Here is an 18,944-nt window from a genome sequence, read left to right on the forward strand (position 1 = left end):
CTTGACCGACGAAGCCATCCTTGACGTGCTGCGCGGCCACCCATGGGTGGCCACCGCGCGCCGCGGATCCCAGGGCGTCCTGGTGCGCCCGCGACCCGAGACGCTCGCCGCGCGCCCCCGGCCGGGAGCGTTGCTGCGCGAGTTCCTGGAGCACTGGGGAGACGTCTACGACTGGGTGTACGAAGGCTCTCCCGAACCCGGCGAGCCCGACTTCTCCGGCTGGCGCGCCTCCGACACCGGCCGGCCGCTGCCCGAGGACCACATGGCCGACTGGCTCCGGTGCACCGCCGACCTGGTGCTGAGCCGCCGCCCGTCCCGCGTGCTCGAACTCGGCTGCGGCAGCGGGCTGCTCCTGCACGCGCTGCGCGAGCACCTGAGCGCGTACGTCGGCACCGATGTCTCCGCCGCCGCCGTCGAGCGGCTCGGCCCGGTGACCACGCCCAGGCTCGCGGTCGTCCGCGCCGCCGCCCACGAGGCCCGCTCGGAACAGGTGACGAGAGCCCTGGCCGACACCATGGGACCGCGAACCCGGCCGGACTGCGTCCTGCTGAACTCCGTCACCCAGTGCTTCCCCCACCTCGGTTACCTGCGGGCCGTGCTGCTCGATGCCCTCGACCTGGTCGCCCCCGGCGGCACGCTGATCATCGGCGACATCCGGCACGCCGGGCTCCTCGGCCACTACTGCCGCTGGGTCGAACGCGCCAAGGACCCCGAGGCCGACGCGGCCGAGATCGGGCGGCGGGCGGCGCGGCGGGCCGCGCAGGAGGAGGAGATGCTGCTCGACCCGCGGATGGTCGCGCGCATCGCCCTGGAGGCGGGCCGTCCCGTCGCGGTGTCGGCCCACGCCCGCACCATGGCCGGCGACACCGAGCTCACCCGCTACCGCTACGACCTCGTCCTGCACACCGACGTCGAGGCACCCGACTGGCCCGGCTCAGGAGTGCGCGACGGCATCCCGAACGCGCTTCTGGACGACTCCCCGGGCGCATGCACCCCCCACGCCCTGCGCGGGGGAGGAGCGGTCCTGCTCGATCTCGCCGATCCCGCCCGCCTGGCCGTGGCACGGCCCGCCTCGACGGGGCGGTTCACGGCGCAGAGCGTCGCCGCTCTGGCCGAGGGCGTCGAACCCGGCCTGCTCGCGCACGAGCCCATGACCGCCTTCGTGGCCCGGCGGCTGCCCGAGGTGCTGTACGACCACCTGCGCTCGGTCCTGCCCGGCGCGCAGCTTCCGGTGATCGGCGTGGAGGAGGCGCCCGGCGATGCCCGCTGAGCTGCCCTCGCGTGACGACCTCCAGCTGGTGCGCCGCGTCCTCGAAGGGCTGCCCGGCGTGGGCGGGGCGCAGGTCCTGCTCATCGCCGACGGCTCAGAAGCAGCCGTGTCGGCCCTGGTCTCCGACGGGCGCCCGCCGCCGGAACCCTCGATCCCCACCTCACCACCGGCCCGGCTCGGCGCCGGCGGGGCGCACGTGGTGCCCGGCTGCCTGGCGGCCATGGACCGGGCGGCCGTGATGGCCATCGCCCACACGCTGCACACCGTGGGGTCGTTCTGCGACGTCGTGGAGGAGGGCGTGGAGGAGGGCGCGGAGAAGGCCGCGGATGCGCTAGGGGCCGTCCCGCGTCACCGGTGGATCGTCCGCCGCTGGCTGGCCGCGCTCGCCTCCGAGAACCTGCCGGTGCCGCCGTCCCGCCCGGAGCTGGCCCGCGCCATGCGGGACCTCGACGCCGCCCGCCAGGAGCTGGGCTACCCCGCCGGGATGGGCCGCTTCTTCCAGGCGGCGCTGCGCAGCCTGCCGCGGCTCGTCCGCGACGAGATCACCCTGCAGTCCCTGCTCTTCGCGGGCGGAGGCACGAGCACCGCCCAGGGCAACTACCGCGACAACCTGATCAGCCGCCACCTCAACAGGGCGGCGGCCGAGGCCGTCGCGGCACGCGCTCCCGCCAGGGTGCTGGAGATCGGGGCGGGGGTGGGCGCCACCACCGAGGCGGTTCTGGCAGCCGTGGGGGAGGTGGACTACCTGTTCACCGACGTGTCCGCCTTCTTCCTGGACGCCGCGCGCGAACGCTTCGCGCGCCACCCGGGACTGCGCTACGCCTGCCTGGACATCAACGCCCCGATGGCGCTCGACGAGCGGCCGTTCGACGTGGTCCTGGCGGCGAACGTCCTGCACAACGCCCGCCACGCCGGCCGCACGCTGGCCGCGATCCGCGAACTGCTGGCACCCGGCGGCGCGCTCGTGCTGATCGAATCCTGCGTCGAGCACCACCTGGTGTCGGCCTCGATGCACTTCCTGATGTCGCCGCGGGCCGATGCGCTCCTTCCCGGCTTCGCCGACGTCCGGCAGGGCCAGGACCGCGTGTTCCTGGACCGTGCCGAATGGACCCGGCAACTCGCGGCGGCCGGGTACCGGGACGTGCGCGTCGAGCCCGCTCCCGACGACCCGCTCGCCGCGGCCGGACAGTACGTCTTCACCGCCGCACGCGGCGAGCGCCACCCGGATCCCGCGCCGCTGCTGTCCAAGGCGGCCGAGGCGCTGCCGCCGCACCTCGCCCCCCGCGAGATCCACACCGTCGACGCCCTCATCACCGATCGGAGCCACCGCCCGTGACCGTAGAACCCGAACCCCAGCTGCGCCGGATCTGGGCGGACATCCTCGACCTCCCCGAACACGACATCTCACCGGGCGACAGCTTCCTGTCCCTGGGCGGCGACTCCGTGCTCGCCGTCCGGACCGCCGCCCTCGTCCGCAGGCGGCTGGGGGTGGTGCTGGCGATGTCGGACATCCCGGTGCACCACACGCTCGCCGACCTCGCCGCCGTCGTCCGCGAGCGCGGCGCCGTACGCGCCGCCGACGTGCCCGACCTCACGGTGGCCCGCCGGGACGATCCGCTCGCGCCGTTCCCCCTGCTGCCGCTCCAGCAGGGCTACTTCGTCGGCCAGCAGGACGGCTGGGAGCTGTCGTACGAGTCCGCGCACCACTACGCCGACCTCGGCCTGACCGGCGTGGACGGCGACGAGGCCGCCGAGGCGCTGCGCGACGCCCTGCACCGGCTCGCCGCCCACCAGCCCGCGCTGCGCGCCCGCATCCTGCCCGACGGCAGCCAGCGCATCCTCGACCTGGACGCGCCCGGCGCGATCCCGTCCCTGACCGTCCACGACTGGCGCGCACTCGACCCCGAGGAGGCCGTCCGGGAACTGGCCGGGCTCCGCGCCGCGATGCGCGCGCACGGCCCGGACCCGGCCACGGGACCAGGCATCGACCTGCGTCTCAGCCTCCTGCCGGGCGGACGCGGCCGGCTGCACTCCTCCATGAGCCTGCTCCTGGTGGACGGCTGGTCGTCCGGCGTCTTCCACCGCGACCTCTTCGCGTTCGCCGCCGACTGGAACGCCGTCCTCGCGCCGCTGGACATCGACTTCGGCGACTACGTCACCGCCGTCCAACGGCTGCCGGAAACACCGCAGTGGCAGGCCGACCACGACTGGTGGTGGCAGCGGCTCGACACCTTCCCCCAGCCGCCCGCGCTGCCGCTCGCCGCCGAACCGGACGCCGTACGGGCCGACGTCATGCGCAGCCTCGAAACCCGGCTGGCCCCGGAACGCTGGGCCCGCGTCCAGGAGCGGTGCCGCGCGCACGGGGTGACGCCGTCCGCCGCGGCACTGGCCGCCTACGCCGTCGCGCTCGCGCGTACCGCGGGGCACCGGCGCTTCCTGCTCAACAGCCTCCAGCTCAACCGGCTGCCGCTGCACCCCGACGTGCACCGCATGGTGGGCGCGTTCTCCTCCACCGTGCTGCTGCCGGTCGAACTGCCCGAACGGGCCTCGTTCGCCGTCCTCGCCCGCGACCTCCAGGCGCTCACCGGCGAGGCGCTCGCCCACAACCTCGTCTCAGGCGTGGAGGTGTCCCGGGAACTCGCCCGCCGGTGGGGTACGACCCGGCCGGTCGCGCCCGTCGTCTTCCAGAGCACGCTGGGTGTCGACGCCGCCATGGGCAGCGCGGTCCCCGAGGAAGCCGGGCCACTGGGCCGCATCGACCTGGCGGACCACCGGCAGGAACTGCGCACCCCGCAGGTGGCCATGGAGGGGCGCCTGTACGAGGCCAGGGACGAGCTGGTGATCGTGCTGTCGCTGGTGGAGGAGCTCTTCCACGCGGCGGACGTGGAGCGGCTGTTCGCCACGTTCACCACGCTCGTGCGATCCCTGGAAACCCCGGAGGGCTGGGAGAGCACCTGCGATCTGCCGGTGGCGCTGGACCCGGACGGCGGGCTGCGGCTCGGCGCCCGTCCCCGCGCGACCACCGGTCAGGACGGCGGCCCGCCCCGCGACGAGGTGGAACAGGCGGTGGCCGACTGCTGGCGCGAACTCCTCGGCCTGCCGGAGCGCGATCGGCTCGACCGGGCGGCGGAGTTCTTCGCGCTCGGCGGGGATTCGCTCGTCGCCATCCGGATGCTCGCCCGCCTGGCCCGCGCAGGACTTCCGCAGGTCACGCCCCGGGCCTTCCTCGCCGCGCCCACCGTCGCCGGGCTGGCCGCGGCCATCCGCGCCAAGCGCTGACCTGACGGCCCGGCGGCCGCGCGCCGCCGGGCCGTGTCCTCCTTCAGCCCGCCCCTGGGGCGGCCAGGCCCGCATCCTCGCGGAACAGCTCCTGATCCGCCCAGATCGCGGCCCTGGCGCCGTCGGCCGCGCCCATGACCACGAACGTCATCGCGTCCGGCAGCGCCTCCAGCCGGGCCATGTCGCCCGCGGCGTACACCCCGCGCACGGAGGTCTGCTGGAACTCGTTGACCCGCACGCACCCGTCCGGCAGCAGCTCACAGCCGAGGCGCTCGGCGAGGTCGGAGTGCTGCCTGATGCGCGTCCGGTGGAACACCGCGCCGCGGGCGAGCGGCCGGCCGCCTTCCAAGCACAGCTCGAGAGCGCCGAACTCGCCGCGTACCTCCGTGACGCGTTCGTCCCGCACCGCCACTCCGGCCTTCTCCAGCCGCTCCCGGTGTTCGTCCGGCGGCGCCTGGCCGTTGCCGCACAGGACGACGTCGCCGCTGAAGCGGTCGGCGACGTACAGGGCGAGCATGACGCTCGGGAAGTCGGCGCCCAGAACGGCGATCGGCTGCTCACGCGCCTCGTAGCCGTGGCAGAAGGGGCAGTGGAACACGCTGCGGCCGAACCGCTCGGCCAGGCCGGGGACGTCGGCGAGGACGTCGGTCTGGCCGGTGGCCAGGACGAGTTTGCGCGCCCGTTCCCGTCCGCCGTCGGCCAGGGCCAGCTCGAAGCCCGAAGCGATGGCCGACGCGTCGATGACCTCGGCGGATCGGGTCTCGACACTGGGATAGGCCCGCAGATCCGCCTGCCCCGCCTCCCGGAGCGCCGCGGGCGAGAGACCGTCGCGGGACAGCAGCATGTGCGTCTCCTGCGCGGGGGCGTTGCGCGGCGCACCGCTGTCGAGCAGCAGCACGCGCCGCCGCTGCCTCCCCGACACCAGCGCCGCGTTCAGTCCCGCGGGTCCTCCGCCCACCACAACGACATCGAACATTCCGTACGCATCCCTTCGTCGCCGATTTATATAACGATAATCATTTCCATCTCCGCCATGCTACCGATATGTCGGAAAAGACGGGCGACCTCTTCAGGCCGTCGCACAGGCAGGTAGAAGGTGAAGGAGATGGTGGTGACGTAGGGGCTGGTCGGGATGCTGCTGCCCAGGGCCGGCAGGATGCCGCCGACCATGGAGGTGACGGCGAAGGCGACGCTGAGCAGCGACACCAGGCGGGGCGGGGCGGTGACGCGCGTGGCGGCCGCGGCGGGTGAGAGGGAACCGCAGGCTGTCAGGACGTGGCCCATCCCGGAAGCTGTTCGCGAATGGGGCGTCAAGGGCGGTCGGTCGTCGCGAGGTGTCCGGCGTTGCTCAGTGCTCGTCCCAGTGGTCCTCGTGCTGCGCATGACGGTGGCCGTCATGGATGTAGTCCACGTGATCGTCGTGCGGCACCGCGACGTGGCCGCAATCAGGCCCATGCCGGTGGTCATGGCCGGTGTGGGCGCTGTGGCCATGAGGAGTGCACTCGTCGGCGTGGTCATCGTGCAGGCGGTGCAGGTGTCCGTCGTGGACGTAGTCCACGTGACCCTGATGGGGCACGGCCACGTGCCCGCACGTCGGGCCGTGCCGGTGTTCGTCGTTGCTGTGGGCTTGAGGGTCGGCGGCGGTTGTCATCGGTGCTGTACTCCGTTGGTGACCAGGCTCGGGCCATATGTGGCGTTCGCCTCAGGAGGTACCCGGATGATGTGCCGGCCTTCGTCATTTGTGCTCTATTGGCCGGATAATTGCGTCGTCGCACCATCGAGTCAGCGAGAGGCGGCTCGATCCCGGCCTCCGTCATCGAGTTGAGAGCGCGATAGACGGTGGTGGGCCCGGCGTTCTCGCCGCGGTCCCGCAGTTCGGCGTGGACGCGCCGGCCCCGCGAAACCCCTACTCCGGCGATCTGGTGACGCACCACAGGCCGAGGCCGTCCGGGCCGGTAGGGCTGACATGGAGGCCGTGTTCGGCGAGTTCGGCCCTGAGTCCCTCGTGGCCGAGGACCCACCAGGCGTACTCGACCTCCACCTCCTCGGCCGGTTCCCCGTCCTGGAAGACGCGGTAGGTCATGTGCCACGTGACCTGCTCGGGGCCGGTGGGTTCCGCGCGGCCCCAGCCCTCGTAGCGGCGCCGCCCGATGCGCAGCTCGGACAAGCGGGTGAGCGGCACGGCGACGGGTTCGGCCGGGGGCTGGAGGTTGAGCACCACCCGGCCGCCGGGCAGCAGGCGTTCGGCCAGCAGTTGCCAGATCGCGCGGCGCTCGGCGGGGTCGAAGTGGCCGATGACGTTCATCGCGACCAGCGTGCCCAGGCGGGGTGGGAGCTCGGCGCGGAGCAGGTCGCCGGGCAGCACGGTCACGCGCTCGCGCAGCTCCGGGTCCTCGCCGGCCCTGGCGAGCAGGACCGCGCGCAGGCCCGGCGACGGCTCCACGGCGAAGATCTCCGCCTGGGGCATCGCCCGAGCGATCACCCGGGTACCGTGGCCGCCGCCGGCCCCGACGTCCACGACCGGCCCAGGAGCTCCGCGCAGCGCCTCGGCCAGCACCGGGTCCAGTGCCATCCAGACGGGGGCGAGCATCACGTCCACGAACTCGGCGGAGCGCTCGTACTGGTCAGTCCCGGTGGCGAGGTGCCGCTGCCGCTGTCCGTGATGAGGCTTCACATGCTCTCCTTCAGGTTCGGTACGGGGGTGGACGGATCGAGGTCGGGCCTCGTGAAGCGGAGGTGCCGGACGCGGTCACCAGCTCGTCGACGGCCTCGAACAGGCGTCCCGGACGCGAGCATGACGAGCCGGGGGAGCGGGCCCTCGCGCGCGGTGCGGGTGAGGCGACCGTGCGCGAGCCGGACCCTCGGCGGTGCGGTAGATCACGGGCGCGTTCCGGCTCCGATGAGGGACGTGGCGTCCAGCTCGGTCATCTCCCGTTCGCGCAGGAGCCGTCCGAAGGCGGCGCGTACCCGCTCGACGGTGGGCTCCTCCAGCCCGGAGATCATGCCGCGGAAGCCGCTCCCGAGCACCACCTGCCAGGCGAGTGCGGCGTCCACGGGGATGCGTAGGGTGAAGCGCGTCACGCTGACCCGCGTCAGCCCGCGGGCGGTGAGCCAGGCGTGCAGGTCCTGCTCGGTGTCGATCCTGGACGCCGCCTGCCTGCTGGTGGGCGGGGCCACCGGGGCTTGTCGTACGTGCGCGACGGCTTCGGCGACCAGCCGGCCGAAGCCCTCCATGGCACCCTGCGCCCAGGTGGTGATGACCAGCCGCCCGCCGGGCCGCAGCAGATCGGCCAGGCGGGCGACGGAGGCGTCCATGTCCGGCAGGAGGAAGACACCGTGGACGCATTGCACCACGTCGTAGGGCCGGTCCTGCCACGTGGTCGCGTTGGCCTGGACGAAGCGTACGTTCTGGAGCCCTTCGCCGGCGGCGCGGCGCCGGCCCCGGGCGAGGAGCCCTGCGGAGAGGTCAACGGCGTCCACGTGGCCGTGCGGTCCGGCGGCCCGCGCGGCGGGGACGGCCGATGCGCCCGCGCCGCAGCACACGTCCAGCACCCGTTCGCCCGCTCCGATCGCGGCGGTCGCGACGGTGGCCTCGCCGATGCGATCCCACAGCAGCGGCGAGATCTCGTCGTACTGGGCGGCGGCGCTGTCGAAGACGGCACCGATGCCGGCGGATGTCATGAGAAATCTCCTTATGGAAGGCGTCGGGATGGAGGGCTTCAGGGGCGGTCGGCTGCGCGCAGGCTGTGCGCTGAGGCCGGTCAGGACGCCACAGCCGATCAAGGTAGATCGGGCCGAAGCCAGTACTGAGGGCATGACGCGACCTTCCGGAGGGGATCGAGCAGGGATATCGTAATGAAAACGGTTTCCATTTTCCAGAAGATGCGCAAATTGGAGCGGGCCCATGAGGATCACGTGGGAGCCGCGGGCCAGGAATGCCCTCGGGGCAGGTCATTTCTCGGAAAGACGGCACTGTTCGTCAGGGTGTGAGCTCCGATGTCTCATTAGCGTCGGCGGCATGGAGATCGACGTGGTGCTGCCCTGCCTGAACGAGGCGGCGGCCCTCCCGTGGGTGCTCGGACGGATGCCGGACGGTTTCCGTCCGATCGTGGTCGACAACGGCTCGACCGACGGGTCCGCGAGGATCGCGGCCGAGTTCGGCGTGACGGTGGTGAGCGAGCCCCGGCCCGGCTTCGGCGCCGCCTGCCATGCGGGACTGGCGGCCTCGGCCTCGGACGTCGTGTGCTTCATGGACGCCGACGCGTCACTCGACCCCGGACAGCTGTCGCGGGTGTGCGGTCCCGTGGTGGCGGGCGAGGCCGACCTGGTGCTGGGCCGGCGTGTCCTGAGTCCGGGCGCGTCGTGGCCCGTGCACGCCCGGATCGGCAACGCCGTGCTCGCCAGGGGGCTGCGCCGCCGTACCGGGGTCCCGCTGCGCGATCTGGGACCGATGCGGGCCTGCGGACGCGTCTCGCTGCTCGCGCTGGGGCTCGTCGACCGGCGCTTCGGCTACCCGCTGGAGATGGTCCTGCGAGCGGGGGCGGCGGGCTGGCGCATCGGCGAGACCGACGTGGACTACCTGCCCCGCAGGGGCAGGTCGAAGGTGACCGGTACGGTACGGGGCACGCTGCGGGCGGTCGGTGACATGCGCCGGGTCATGGCCCGTCAGGACGGGGTCGCGTGAACCCGGCGTACGGCCGATCGGGACGGCACGCACCGGACGGCTCCCTCCGGGGGCAGATCGTCGTGATCGCCAAGGAGCCCGCGCCGGGAAGGGTGAAGACCCGGCTCGTGCCGCCTCTCACCCCCGGCGAGGCCGCCGCGCTGGCCGGCGCCGCGTTGGAGGACACGCTGCGGACCGTCGCCCAGGTCCCTGCCGCCGGCCGGGTGCTCGCCCTCGACGGCGCCCCCGGCGCCTGGCTTCCCGAGGGCTTCACCGTGCTCCCGCAGCGCGGGGACGGTCTGGACGAGCGGCTGGCCGCGGCCTTCGAGGACGCGCACCGGCTGCTGCCCGCCCCCATCGTGCTCATCGGCATGGACACCCCGCAGGTCGCCGCCGGCCTGCTGGCCGATGCCCTGTCGCTGCTCGCCGGCCACGACGCGGTGTTCGGCCCCGCGGCCGACGGGGGCTTCTGGCTGCTGGGGCTCCGCGCCCCTGACCCCGCGCTGCTGCTGGGCGTGCCGATGTCGGCGCCGATCACGGGAGAGGTCCAGCTGCGAAGACTGAAGGAGGCCGGGATGAGCGTCGCCTTGATGCCGTGCCTGACCGATGTGGACACGATGGCGGACGCGGTCGAGGTGGCGGCGCTGGCCCCGGCGTCCCGCTACGCCGCCACGCTCGCCGGGATGGGGGTACCGCGATGACGAAGGTGCTGGTGACCGGTGCGGCCGGCTTCATCGGAAGCCATGTGGTCGAGGCGCTGGAGGCGGACGGCCACGAGGTCACCGCCCTTGACCTGCGGTGGGGCGATGACGTACGCGACGCCGCGGTGCTCGGCCGGCTGCTGCCGGACGCCGACGTGGTCGTGCACCAGGCGGCCAAGGTCGGGCTCGGCGTGAACGTCGCGGATCTGCCCGACTACGTCTCGGTCAACGCGTACGGCACGGCGGTGCTGCTCGCCGCGATGGCCGCCCACGGCGTGGGGCGGCTGGTGCTGGCCTCCTCGATGGTGGTCTACGGCGAGGGTGCCTACGACTGCGCGCGGCACGGCCGGGTACGCCCCGGTCCCCGCTCCGCCGAGGACATGGCGCGAGGGTCCTTCGAACCGCGCTGCCCCCGTTGCGGTGAAGGCGTGGTCCTGGCTCCCATCGGCGAGGACGCCCCGGCGGATCCGCGCAACGCCTACGCCACGACCAAGCTGGCCCAGGAGCACCTCGCCGCCAACTGGGCGCGCGAGACCGGAGGCACGGCGGTCGCCCTTCGCTACCACAACGTGTACGGGCCCAGGATGCCGAAGGACACGCCGTACTCGGGCGTGGCGGCGATCTTCCGGTCCGCGCTGGAGGCCGGTCGCGCCCCGCGGGTGTTCGAGGACGGCGGGCAGACGCGCGACTTCGTCCATGTTCGCGATGTCGCCGACGCGAACGTGGCCGCGCTGACCGGCGGCGTGCCGGGGAGCCTGGCCGTCTACAACATCGCCAGCGGGCAGCCGCACACCGTCGGCGAGCTGGCCCGGGCGCTCGCGGAGCAGCGGGGCGGCCCTGAGCCGGTCACCACCGGGGAGTTCCGGCTGGGCGACGTACGCCACATCGTGGCCGTGCCGCACCGGGCGGGCGCCGAACTCGGCTTCCACGCGCGGATCGCCTTCGCCGAGGGGATGAAGGAGTTCGCCACCGCGCCACTGGCGGAACCGTCGAGGCACCGGAGCGCATGAACCGCTGCCGCGCCGCCGGCACGGCGGTGCTGCTCCTCGCGCTGGTCTGCGTACTGGCGCGGACGATCGGCTCGGCGTCCTTGACCGGCGACCGCACGGACCTGCTCCGGTGGTACGCGCTCTCCTGGGCGCTCTTCGCCGCGGCGGTGTGGACCCTGCGCGGGGTGCCGGGGCGCCAGGGGGCGTTCCTGGTGATCGCCGGAGCTGCCGCGGTGACCGCCACGGGCCTGCTCGCACCGCCCGCCACCAGCACCGACTCCTATCGCTACGTCTGGGACGGCCGGGTCCAGGAAGCGGGCGTGTCTCCTTACGACCACGCTCCGGCGGACCTCGCGCTCGCCCGGCTGCGCGACCGCTGGCTCTTCCCCGAGGGCTCCGGGTGCGACGCCCCGTACCGCTATCCCGTCGACTCCGGCCCAGGTGTCCGGTCGTGCACGCGGATCAACCGCCCCGCCGTCCACACGATCTACCCGCCGCTGGCGGAGACGTACTTCTGGGTCGTGCACCGGCTCTCGCCCGAAGGGAGCCGGAGCAGGCCGCTGCAGATCGGCGGGGCGCTGCTGGCGTTCGGAACGTCGCTGGTGCTGCTGACGGCGCTCCGTCGCAGGGCGGGCACCCGCCTGCCGGCCCCCGCGCAGGCCGCGTGCTGGGCCTGGTGTCCCGCCGTTCCGCTCGAGGCGGTGAACAACGCCCATGTCGACGCCCTTGGCGTCCTGCTCACCGTCGTCGCCCTGACCATCGTGAGCCGGCACAGGACCGGCGGCGGCATGCTGCTCGGCGCGGCGATCGCTGTCAAGTTCCTGCCCGCGCTCGCCGTGCCGGGGGCGCTTTCCGGGCTTCTGGCCGCAGGTCCGCTTTCCGTGCGGCGGCGGGCACTCGGCGCTCTGGCGGTTCTCGGGCCCGCGGCCCTCGTCGTGGCACTCGCGTATCTGCCGTTCGTGCTCGCGTCCCGCGCTTCCGTCCTCGGTTACCTCTCCGGCTATCTCGACGAGGAGGGGTACGACGACACCGGCGGCGGCCGCTACGCGTTGCTGCGTCTGGTGCTGCCCGGCTCGTGGGCACTGCCCGCCGCCCTCGTCGTTCTCGCGATCGCCGCCGTGCTCGTGCTTCGCGGCACCGGCCGGCCGTGGAGAGGGGCCCTGGTGGTGACCGGGATCGCGTTCCTCGTGTTCACCCCCGGCTACTCCTGGTACGCCCTGCTCGTCGTCGCGCTCGTCGCCCTCGACGGCCGGTGGGAATGGCTCGGCATCCCGGCGGCCGGCGCCGCCGCCTACCTGGGTTCCCAGCCCCACGCCGGGACGGCCGCCTACGCCGTCGCCGCGCTGGCGGTGGCCGCGGGATCCGTCGCGCGCATGCGCTCACGGACGCGCGGCACGTACCCGCTGCCCTCTGGCTGACGAGACGGTCACGACAGGGCCGCGAACCACCGCCCGGCCGCGGTCCACCGCTCGACGGCGTCGAATCCGCATCGCGCGGCGAGCGAGCCGATGTCGTCGGCCGATACGGTCGCCCAGGCGAACCAGTCGCCGGTGCGGCCGTCGTGGCGCAGCCGTACCCTGTCCACCGTGCTCTTCGAGCCGGGCGGGCACACTTCGGCGATCACCGATCCGCCCGGTCTGACCAGTTGCCGCAGGCGCCGGAGCAGAGCCACCGGATCGCCGCCGATGCCGATGTTGCCGTCCGTCAAGAGCGCCTCGGCCCACAGCCCGGTGCCGGGAAGGGGGTCGAAGACGCACCGCAGCAGTGCCAGGCCGCCCGCACGCCGGGTCAGCTCGACGGCCAGCGGCGTGACGTCGATGCCCAGGGCGAACACTCCTCTGCGCGTGAGTGTCACGGTCAGCCTGCCGGGTCCCGAGCCGACGTCCAGCGTGGGGCCGCCGCACCGGGCCAGGACGTCCTCGTCGCCCTCGATCGGCCCGAGCCAGCGCTCGGCGGCGAGCGGCCGTACGCTGCCGTCGGCGTATTCGACCTCGACGTGTCCTCCCAGCAGGCCGTGCTCGTAGAAGGCACCGATCACGAGGCGTCACCCCAGGGAACGGCTCCCGAAGGGCCGCCTGCTCGGGATGCCGCCGTGCCGTCCATGGGGCCTGCGCTCAAGGTCACGGTCTCGGAGAGGCGTCCCTGGCGGCTCGGGCGGCGTTGCGGCCCGCGGCCCAGCGCCGCAACGCATAGAGCAGGCCTGAGACGCCGGCGAGCACCAGAGCGACCCACAGCCACCGCGCGAGATAGGGGGAGGTGCTCAGCCCGACCGCTGCCCGGTAGTTGGGCTCGGCACCCCCCAGGATGAGCGGGGCCCACACCAGGAGCAGCAGGCAGGCCAGCCCGACCGGCACCCGCACGTGGTTGACCAGCGCGGGCCGCCGCCCGTCCGGCCGTGCCCGGCCGAGACGCGCAAGGGGCCGCGACAGGGAGCGGACCGCGCTGTCGCCCGCCGAGTAGAGCGGCCACAGCACCAGGTCGTGGAGGACGACGGCGCCGACGAACCATGCGGCGAACCCCATCCAGATGCCGGCCCCCACCACCCGGCTGACGACGTACCCGGCGAACACGAAGCAGGCCGCCAGCCCGAGAAGATGCCACGGGCCGGCACCGTAGAGGCTCGCCCACCGGTCCGCGCGGCGGTTCACCGCGCCTCCCTGCGGAAGTCGAGCTCGCGCACCCATTTGGTGTTGTGCACGCCGGGAGCGTTCGGCACGATGACCCGCGCGGGGAACCCGTGGTCGAGGGACACGTCGGCGCCGTTGACCCGCAGCGCCAGCAGCGAACGCGGGTCGGCCACCTGCCCGGTGCTGAGCGATGCCTGGCCGAAGTAGCCCACACGCTGCAGCGACCTGGCCGTGACCGCCGCCGTGCCGGGCGCGATGCCCACCAGGCGGGCCAGGTCCGCCAGCCGCACACCGGTCCACACCTGCTCGGTCGACCACCCCTCCACGCAGGCGATCGGCAGCGCGTAGGTGTGCAGCGGCATCGCCAGCAGGTCGTCACGGGACAGCTGGATCCGGTCCACGCCGGCCACCGTCAGACGCCACCCGTCGCCCGCCTCCGCCGCGGTGACGCCCAGGCTCGCCGCCGTCTTGTTGATCTGGAAGTCGTTGGGCCCCGTCCCGTATTCGCGCCCGCGCGGCGCCAGCAGGGCCGTACGGCGCAGCGGCCCGTCCAGCGTCTGGCCGACCGACAGGCCGAGCATCACCACCGAGCCACCGCCGACGAACGCCAGCAGGCCGCGCCGGGACATGGTGGGCGGCGCCGGATCCGCCGGGACCAGGCCATCGGGGTCGGGAGGCTCCGGTCGCGTGCCGGCCAGACTCGTACGCAGCTCGCGGCGCAGGCTCCGTGACCGTACGGCTCGGATCGCGCGCGGCAATCGCACGGCGACGTGCAGCGCCAGCGCAGCCAGGAAGATCCACGCACCGTACAGATGCGCCGGGTAGAACGAGAACGGAAAGACGTAGTAGAGCTGGATGTTGAGGATCCCCGTGGCGAACTGGAACACCGCGCCGCCGACCAGGAGCACCAGGCTGGCGCGCTCGACGGCCTGGGCGATCGAGCGCACCGGCGGCCAGTCGAACAGCTTGGGGATCACCGACCACAACTTGGCCAGCAGCACCGGCACCAGCGTCAGCCCCAGGATGACATGGGTGCCCTGGGTGACGCGGTACATCCAGACCGGGTGCGTCGGCCAGTCGAAGAGGTAGAAGCCCAGCAGGCCCTTGCCCGGCGTCATGTCGTTCCCCGGCAGCCGCGGCTCGTAGGCGGCGTACGACAGCAACCCGGTGACCGCGACGATGACCAGCCCGACGAGAAGGACCAGGCCGAACACGGACGTGAGCCAGGGACCGCGCAGCGGGCTCCGCCAGAACCCCGGCCGGAACGGCCCGGGAGGCCCGCCGCCCGCCCGCGACCATGCCCTCAGCCGAGCGGCCCAGCGATGTCCTACGGCGGACACGCCCCGGTCATGAGCGCGCCCGGGCGGCGTATCCGGCACTGATCCCCCCGAAGCCCTTGTCGGATGCTTGGTGTCCTAACCGCAAACGCCCGCCGTCAATGCCTGGCCACAGTACGCATTCCGCCATGCCGCGATAAGCGGTTGGATCGTGCGGCGGGTTCGTGGACAAGGGAGGAACTCCCGCTAGCGGGGCGCCCCGTCGCGCTCGTTCCTCTGGGCGAGGCGCTGGAGTTGCCCGTCGTGCACATCGCTCACCCACTCCCAGCCGGGCCTGGCCGATGGGCCGATCCTCGGGTCGCTGAGTGCACGGCCCTCACGCAGGGCGAGCACGTACGCCCGGTCCCGCTCGATCCGAGCGTGTACCTGATCAGCTCCGCCGACCGACCCGTGGCCGGGGACGACGACATCGACGTCGCCCGCCACGCCCTCCAGCAGTCGCAGCGCGGTGAGGTAGTCGTCGATCGGGTCGGCGGTGCCGTCCAGGTCGAGCATCGGAATCAGGACATCGGACAGCATGTCGCCGGCGACGAGCACCCCGCGTTCCTCGATCAACAGCGCCGCATGGCCCGGGGCATGCGCGCGATGCTCGATGATCCGGACCTGAGGGCCGTCCCATGGAATCCGCGCCGTCCCGGCCGGCAGGGCGGTGACGAGGCCGAGCAGGTCCAGCGACACCTGCCCGGCGATTTCCGTCTCCAGCAGGTGGTCGGCGATGCGGGCCTTCGCCTCCGGGTCGGACAGCTGATCCAGGACAGTGGCCGCGCAGCGTGCCGTGCCGTAACGAGGGGGCGCGCCGAGCCGGACGTGCCAGAGGAGGTGATCCCAATGCGGATGCGTCGAGAAGCCCGCCACCACGGTCTGGCCCGAGTCGGACAGGTCGTTCGCGAGGCAGTCCATCTCGTGGTCCTGCACCCCGGGGTCGATGAGCAGCACGCCGGCCCGGCCGTGCACGACAACGGCGTTGCTCTGGACGAACTCGCTCTCGTGGACCAGCACACCCTCCGCGACCTGCCTCAGCACGAGCCCGCCTCCTTCGACCCCGCCACGAGGCCGTCCCGTGCCGTCGTGAATCGACAGAGCACCTTCCCGCCCGCGGTCTGCGGTTCGGTGTCGTTCATGCGTCGCCTCCTGCGATCTGCTTGCGATGTGTGACGTCAGGTTGCTCAGCCTGGCAGGAATTGGTACACGTCGGTAAGGTCCGATCCTGTGGGGCGATCGAGGACCAATTCCGGGTTGGCCGAGGACCTGCTCATCGAGCTGGACCGCGATGCCGGGGTGCCGCTGCACCGGCAGATCGAGGCGTCCATCCGCGCCGGCATCCGGGCCGGTCGGCTGCGATCCGGCGCGTCGCTGCCGCCCACCCGCACCCTCGCGGCCGACCTCGGGGTCTCCCGTGGGGTGGTCGTGGAGTCCTATCAGCAGCTCGTGGCCGAGGGCTACCTCGTCAGCCGATCGGGTGGTTACACCCAGGTCGCCGCGTCGATGCCGCCGTCCGCCGCCGCCGGCTCGGCCTCGGGCTCGGGCGCGGGCTCGGCGGCGCAGCCGGCCGCGGGCAGCGCGGGCTTCAGGGTCGACTTCGGGTACGGGCGCACCGACGTGTCGCAGTTCCCGCGGGCCGCCTGGCTGCGCTCGGTCCGTACCGTGCTCACCACCACGCCCAACGACCGGTTCGCCTACCTCGACGGGCGTGGTGTGCCAGAACTGCACGCGGCCCTGTGCGACTACCTCGACCGGGTGCGCGGCACATCGTGCATCCCGGCCAACATGGTGATCTGCAACGGTTACGGGCAGGGCATCTCGCTGCTGATCCAGGTGCTCGTCCAGCGCGGCGTCAGGCGGATCGCCCTGGAGGACCCGTCGTCCAACGACGACGCCCGGGTGCTGGCCGGCGCCGCCGGTCTGGAAGTGGTCGGCATCCCGGTGGGCCAGGACGGCGTTCAGGTCGATGCGCTCCATCGGGCGGACGCCGACGCGGTCGTGCTCACACCGTCGCACCAGTGGCCCACCGGCGGGGTCCTGTCGGCCGCGGCACGGGCCGAGGTGATCCGCTGGGCCGAGCGCCGCGGCGCGATCGTGATCGAGGACGACTACGACGCGGAGTACCGCTACGACCGGTCGCCGGTGGGCGCCATGCAGGGCCTGGCGCCCGATCATGTCGTCTACTGCGGCACGGCCAGCAAGACGCTCGCACCGGGGTTGCGACTCGGCTGGCTGGTCGTGCCTTCCCATCTGGTCACCGACGTCGCCGAGGCGAAGGTGCTGGCCGACCGCGGTTCGCCGGTCATCGACCAGCTGACGTTCGCCGACTTCCTCGCGCGTGGCGAGTTCGACCGCCATCTGCGCCGGATGCGTCCGGTGTACCGCCGCCGCCGCGACGCGCTGCTGGCCGCGCTGCGTACTCACCTGCCCGATCTGGAACCGGGCGGGGTCGCCGCCGGGCAGCACGTGGTCGCCTGGCTCCCGCCCGACCTCGACGAGGCGGCGGTGGTGGAGGCCGCCGCCCGGCACGGGCTCCGCATCCACGGCGTCGGCCCGTACCGGATCGCCGGCACCGGACCGGGCGGCCTGATCTTCGGCTACGCCATCCTCGGCGAGAGTGCCATCGCCGAGGGGGTCGCGCTGCTGGCGACGGCCATCCGGGAGATACGGGGACGCTGATCCCGCGCGGGCGCTCCGCCGGCGGTGCGTCCAGGAGACGCCGTCAGCGTGCCGGGCGGATGTTCTGGTTCAGGTGGAACACGTTGGCCGGGTCGTAGGCGGTCTTCAGTGCGGTCAGCCGGGCCAGCTTCGCGGCCGAGTACGCCCGCCGCACGCCACCCTGCCCATCAGCCAGCTCGTCGGCCGTCAGCGAGTTGACGTACACCCCGCTGGCGTACGGTTCGAGCGAGGCGCCGGCGGCGCGGGCGGCATCCATCCTGGCGTCGTCCTCGGCCGGGTCGCTCCAGCGGGAGCCGGCACCGAACTCGAACATCGTGCCGCGGTGGCTGAACGCCGCGTCCGCGTCCGCGACCTCGGCGATCGCGCCGCCGTGCGCCTGCAGGCCGACGCTCGGCAGGTACGGGTCCGCGCTCAGGTCGGTGCCGCCGCGCAGCAGGAACGCCTCGATCGCCGTGGTGGGGAATCGCCGCAGGTAGTGCGCCTTGGAGTAGCGGCGGTAGGCGTGGCCGCCGGTGGAGTCGTCGCGTTGCTGGAGTTCGAGGTAGGAGGGTGTGGTGACGCGCGAGGTGACGGGGCGTCCGAGTGCCCGCATCGCGGGGAGCAGCCGGCGGCCCTCGGCGGGGTCGCCGACCCACACGAACCCCAGCGTCGCGATCGGGCCGGCGGGGCCGCTGCCGACACTGGCGGTGAACGTCGCCTGCCGGGGCGCGACGGCGTTCAGGTCCCGCCAGCCCTCGATGGCCGGCACGGCGTCCTCGGCGCGGAAGTCGAACTCGGCGACCAGCGTCCGCGTGCCGGTGTGATGCAGCTGGAACTCGAACTCGGTGACGATGCCGAAGTTGCCGCCACCGCCGCGCAGGCCCCAGAACAGGTCGCGGTTCTCGGTGCGGCTGGCGGTCACCACGTCGCCCTCGGCGGTGACCATCGTGTAGGAGACGACGTTGTCGCAGGCCAGGCCGTACTGGCGGGCCAGCCAGCCCATGCCGCCGCCGAGGGTGAGCCCGCCGACGCCGGTGTGGGAGACGTTGCCCGCGGTGGTGGCCAGGCCGTACGCCTGGGAAGCCTGGTCCAGCGCGCCGAGCAGCGCGCCGCCCTGCACCCGGGCCAGGCGGCGGGCCGGGTCGATCCGCACGCCGCCCATGGGGGTCAGGTCGATCATGAGACCGTCGTCAGGAACGGCGAAGCCGGCGACGTTGTGGCCGCCGCAGCGCACACCGATCTCCAGGTCCAGCTCGCGGGCCATCCTCACGGCGGCGACCACGTCGGCGACGCCCGCCGCGCGGACGATCATGCGTGGACGCCGGTCGACCATGGCGTTCCAGACGGTGCGGGCGGTGTCGTAGCCGGGGTCGCCGGGAGTGAGGAGCCGGCCGTCGAAGCGGGTCGTTGTCGTCGTCATGCCCCTCAGCCTGACAGG

At 73.2% G+C, this 18,944-nt stretch carries 18 protein-coding genes; 8 read left to right on the forward strand and 10 right to left on the reverse strand.

Annotation, left to right across the window (positions count from 1 at the left end; genetic code table 11):
• Position 1 precedes the first annotated feature (1 nt).
• From FH608_RS16790 to FH608_RS16800, 3 genes are read left to right on the forward strand one after another with little or no spacing between them, the layout of a single operon-like run.
• Positions 2-1,270 (forward strand): methyltransferase domain-containing protein, encoded by a 1,269-nt coding sequence (locus FH608_RS16790; protein WP_139631411.1) that lies wholly within the window; start codon positions 2-4, stop codon positions 1,268-1,270.
• Positions 1,260-2,606, forward strand: coding sequence for a class I SAM-dependent methyltransferase (locus tag FH608_RS52745; RefSeq protein WP_139631412.1), 1,347 nt, complete (start codon positions 1,260-1,262; stop codon positions 2,604-2,606). The genes FH608_RS16790 and FH608_RS52745 overlap by 11 nt, the downstream gene beginning before the upstream one ends.
• Positions 2,603-4,549: a phosphopantetheine-binding protein gene (locus tag FH608_RS16800; protein WP_226899600.1), complete on the forward strand. Its 1,947-nt coding sequence runs from the start codon at positions 2,603-2,605 to the stop codon at positions 4,547-4,549. The genes FH608_RS52745 and FH608_RS16800 overlap by 4 nt, the downstream gene beginning before the upstream one ends.
• A gap of 43 nt (positions 4,550-4,592) precedes the next feature.
• On the opposite strand, the gene FH608_RS16805 is transcribed toward FH608_RS16800, so the two are convergent.
• From FH608_RS16805 to FH608_RS16825, 5 genes are all read right to left on the reverse strand, one after another.
• Positions 4,593-5,525 carry an NAD(P)/FAD-dependent oxidoreductase gene (locus tag FH608_RS16805; protein WP_139631414.1) on the reverse strand — a complete coding sequence of 311 codons (933 nt, stop codon included), beginning with the start codon at positions 5,523-5,525 and terminating at the stop codon, positions 4,593-4,595.
• Between the two features lie 26 nt (positions 5,526-5,551).
• A complete protein-coding gene (locus tag FH608_RS52750) occupies positions 5,552-5,833 on the reverse strand; it encodes an ABC transporter permease family protein (protein ID WP_226899601.1) in 282 nt (93 codons plus the stop codon).
• Positions 5,834-5,897: 64 nt separating this feature from the next.
• Complete coding sequence (locus FH608_RS16815) at positions 5,898-6,200, reverse strand: hypothetical protein (protein ID WP_139631415.1); 303 nt, start codon at positions 6,198-6,200, stop codon at positions 5,898-5,900.
• Positions 6,201-6,455: 255 nt separating this feature from the next.
• Positions 6,456-7,223, reverse strand: a complete 768-nt coding sequence (locus FH608_RS16820; RefSeq protein ID WP_226899602.1) for a class I SAM-dependent methyltransferase — start codon at positions 7,221-7,223, stop codon at positions 6,456-6,458.
• A 203-nt stretch (positions 7,224-7,426) separates the two neighbouring features.
• Positions 7,427-8,230, reverse strand: coding sequence for a class I SAM-dependent methyltransferase (locus FH608_RS16825; RefSeq protein WP_139631416.1), 804 nt, complete (start codon positions 8,228-8,230; stop codon positions 7,427-7,429).
• A gap of 337 nt (positions 8,231-8,567) precedes the next feature.
• Here FH608_RS16825 and FH608_RS16830 point away from each other — a divergent pair, with 337 nt between their 5' ends.
• From FH608_RS16830 to FH608_RS16845, 4 genes are read left to right on the forward strand one after another with little or no spacing between them, the layout of a single operon-like run.
• Positions 8,568-9,233, forward strand: a complete 666-nt coding sequence (locus tag FH608_RS16830) for a glycosyltransferase family 2 protein (protein WP_139631417.1) — start codon at positions 8,568-8,570, stop codon at positions 9,231-9,233.
• Positions 9,230-9,913 carry a TIGR04282 family arsenosugar biosynthesis glycosyltransferase gene (locus FH608_RS16835; protein ID WP_193318457.1) on the forward strand — a complete coding sequence of 228 codons (684 nt, stop codon included), beginning with the start codon at positions 9,230-9,232 and terminating at the stop codon, positions 9,911-9,913. The genes FH608_RS16830 and FH608_RS16835 overlap by 4 nt, the downstream gene beginning before the upstream one ends.
• Positions 9,910-10,923, forward strand: a complete 1,014-nt coding sequence (locus tag FH608_RS16840) for an NAD-dependent epimerase/dehydratase family protein (protein ID WP_139631418.1) — start codon at positions 9,910-9,912, stop codon at positions 10,921-10,923. Before FH608_RS16835 ends, FH608_RS16840 begins: the two co-directional genes overlap by 4 nt.
• Positions 10,920-12,320, forward strand: a complete 1,401-nt coding sequence (locus tag FH608_RS16845) for a glycosyltransferase family 87 protein (protein ID WP_139631419.1) — start codon at positions 10,920-10,922, stop codon at positions 12,318-12,320. Before FH608_RS16840 ends, FH608_RS16845 begins: the two co-directional genes overlap by 4 nt.
• Before the next feature lie 8 nt (positions 12,321-12,328).
• On the opposite strand, the gene FH608_RS16850 is transcribed toward FH608_RS16845, so the two are convergent.
• The 4 genes from FH608_RS16850 to FH608_RS16865 form a co-directional block, all read right to left on the reverse strand.
• Entirely contained in the window at positions 12,329-12,940 is a 612-nt protein-coding gene (locus tag FH608_RS16850; RefSeq protein WP_226899603.1) for a class I SAM-dependent methyltransferase, read from the reverse strand.
• Between the two features lie 82 nt (positions 12,941-13,022).
• On the reverse strand, positions 13,023-13,550 hold the full coding sequence (locus tag FH608_RS16855; protein ID WP_139631420.1) for a hypothetical protein: 528 nt from the start codon (positions 13,548-13,550) through the stop codon (positions 13,023-13,025).
• Positions 13,547-14,869, reverse strand: coding sequence for a molybdopterin-dependent oxidoreductase (locus FH608_RS16860; protein WP_139631421.1), 1,323 nt, complete (start codon positions 14,867-14,869; stop codon positions 13,547-13,549). Before FH608_RS16860 ends, FH608_RS16855 begins: the two co-directional genes overlap by 4 nt.
• A 183-nt stretch (positions 14,870-15,052) precedes the next feature.
• Positions 15,053-15,889, reverse strand: a complete 837-nt coding sequence (locus tag FH608_RS16865) for an MBL fold metallo-hydrolase (protein WP_139631422.1) — start codon at positions 15,887-15,889, stop codon at positions 15,053-15,055.
• 186 nt (positions 15,890-16,075) lie between these two features.
• On the opposite strand from FH608_RS16865, the gene pdxR reads away from it, so the two are divergent.
• Positions 16,076-17,527 (forward strand): MocR-like pyridoxine biosynthesis transcription factor PdxR, encoded by a 1,452-nt coding sequence (pdxR, locus tag FH608_RS16870; protein WP_139631423.1) that lies wholly within the window; start codon positions 16,076-16,078, stop codon positions 17,525-17,527.
• A gap of 43 nt (positions 17,528-17,570) precedes the next feature.
• Here pdxR and FH608_RS16875 read toward each other — a convergent pair whose 3' ends face one another.
• On the reverse strand, positions 17,571-18,926 hold the full coding sequence (locus tag FH608_RS16875) for an FAD-binding oxidoreductase (RefSeq protein WP_139631424.1): 1,356 nt from the start codon (positions 18,924-18,926) through the stop codon (positions 17,571-17,573).
• Between the last annotated feature and the right edge of the window lie 18 nt (positions 18,927-18,944).

It is taken from the genome of Nonomuraea phyllanthi, assembly GCF_006334985.2.
GTDB lineage: Bacteria > Actinomycetota > Actinomycetes > Streptosporangiales > Streptosporangiaceae > Nonomuraea > Nonomuraea phyllanthi.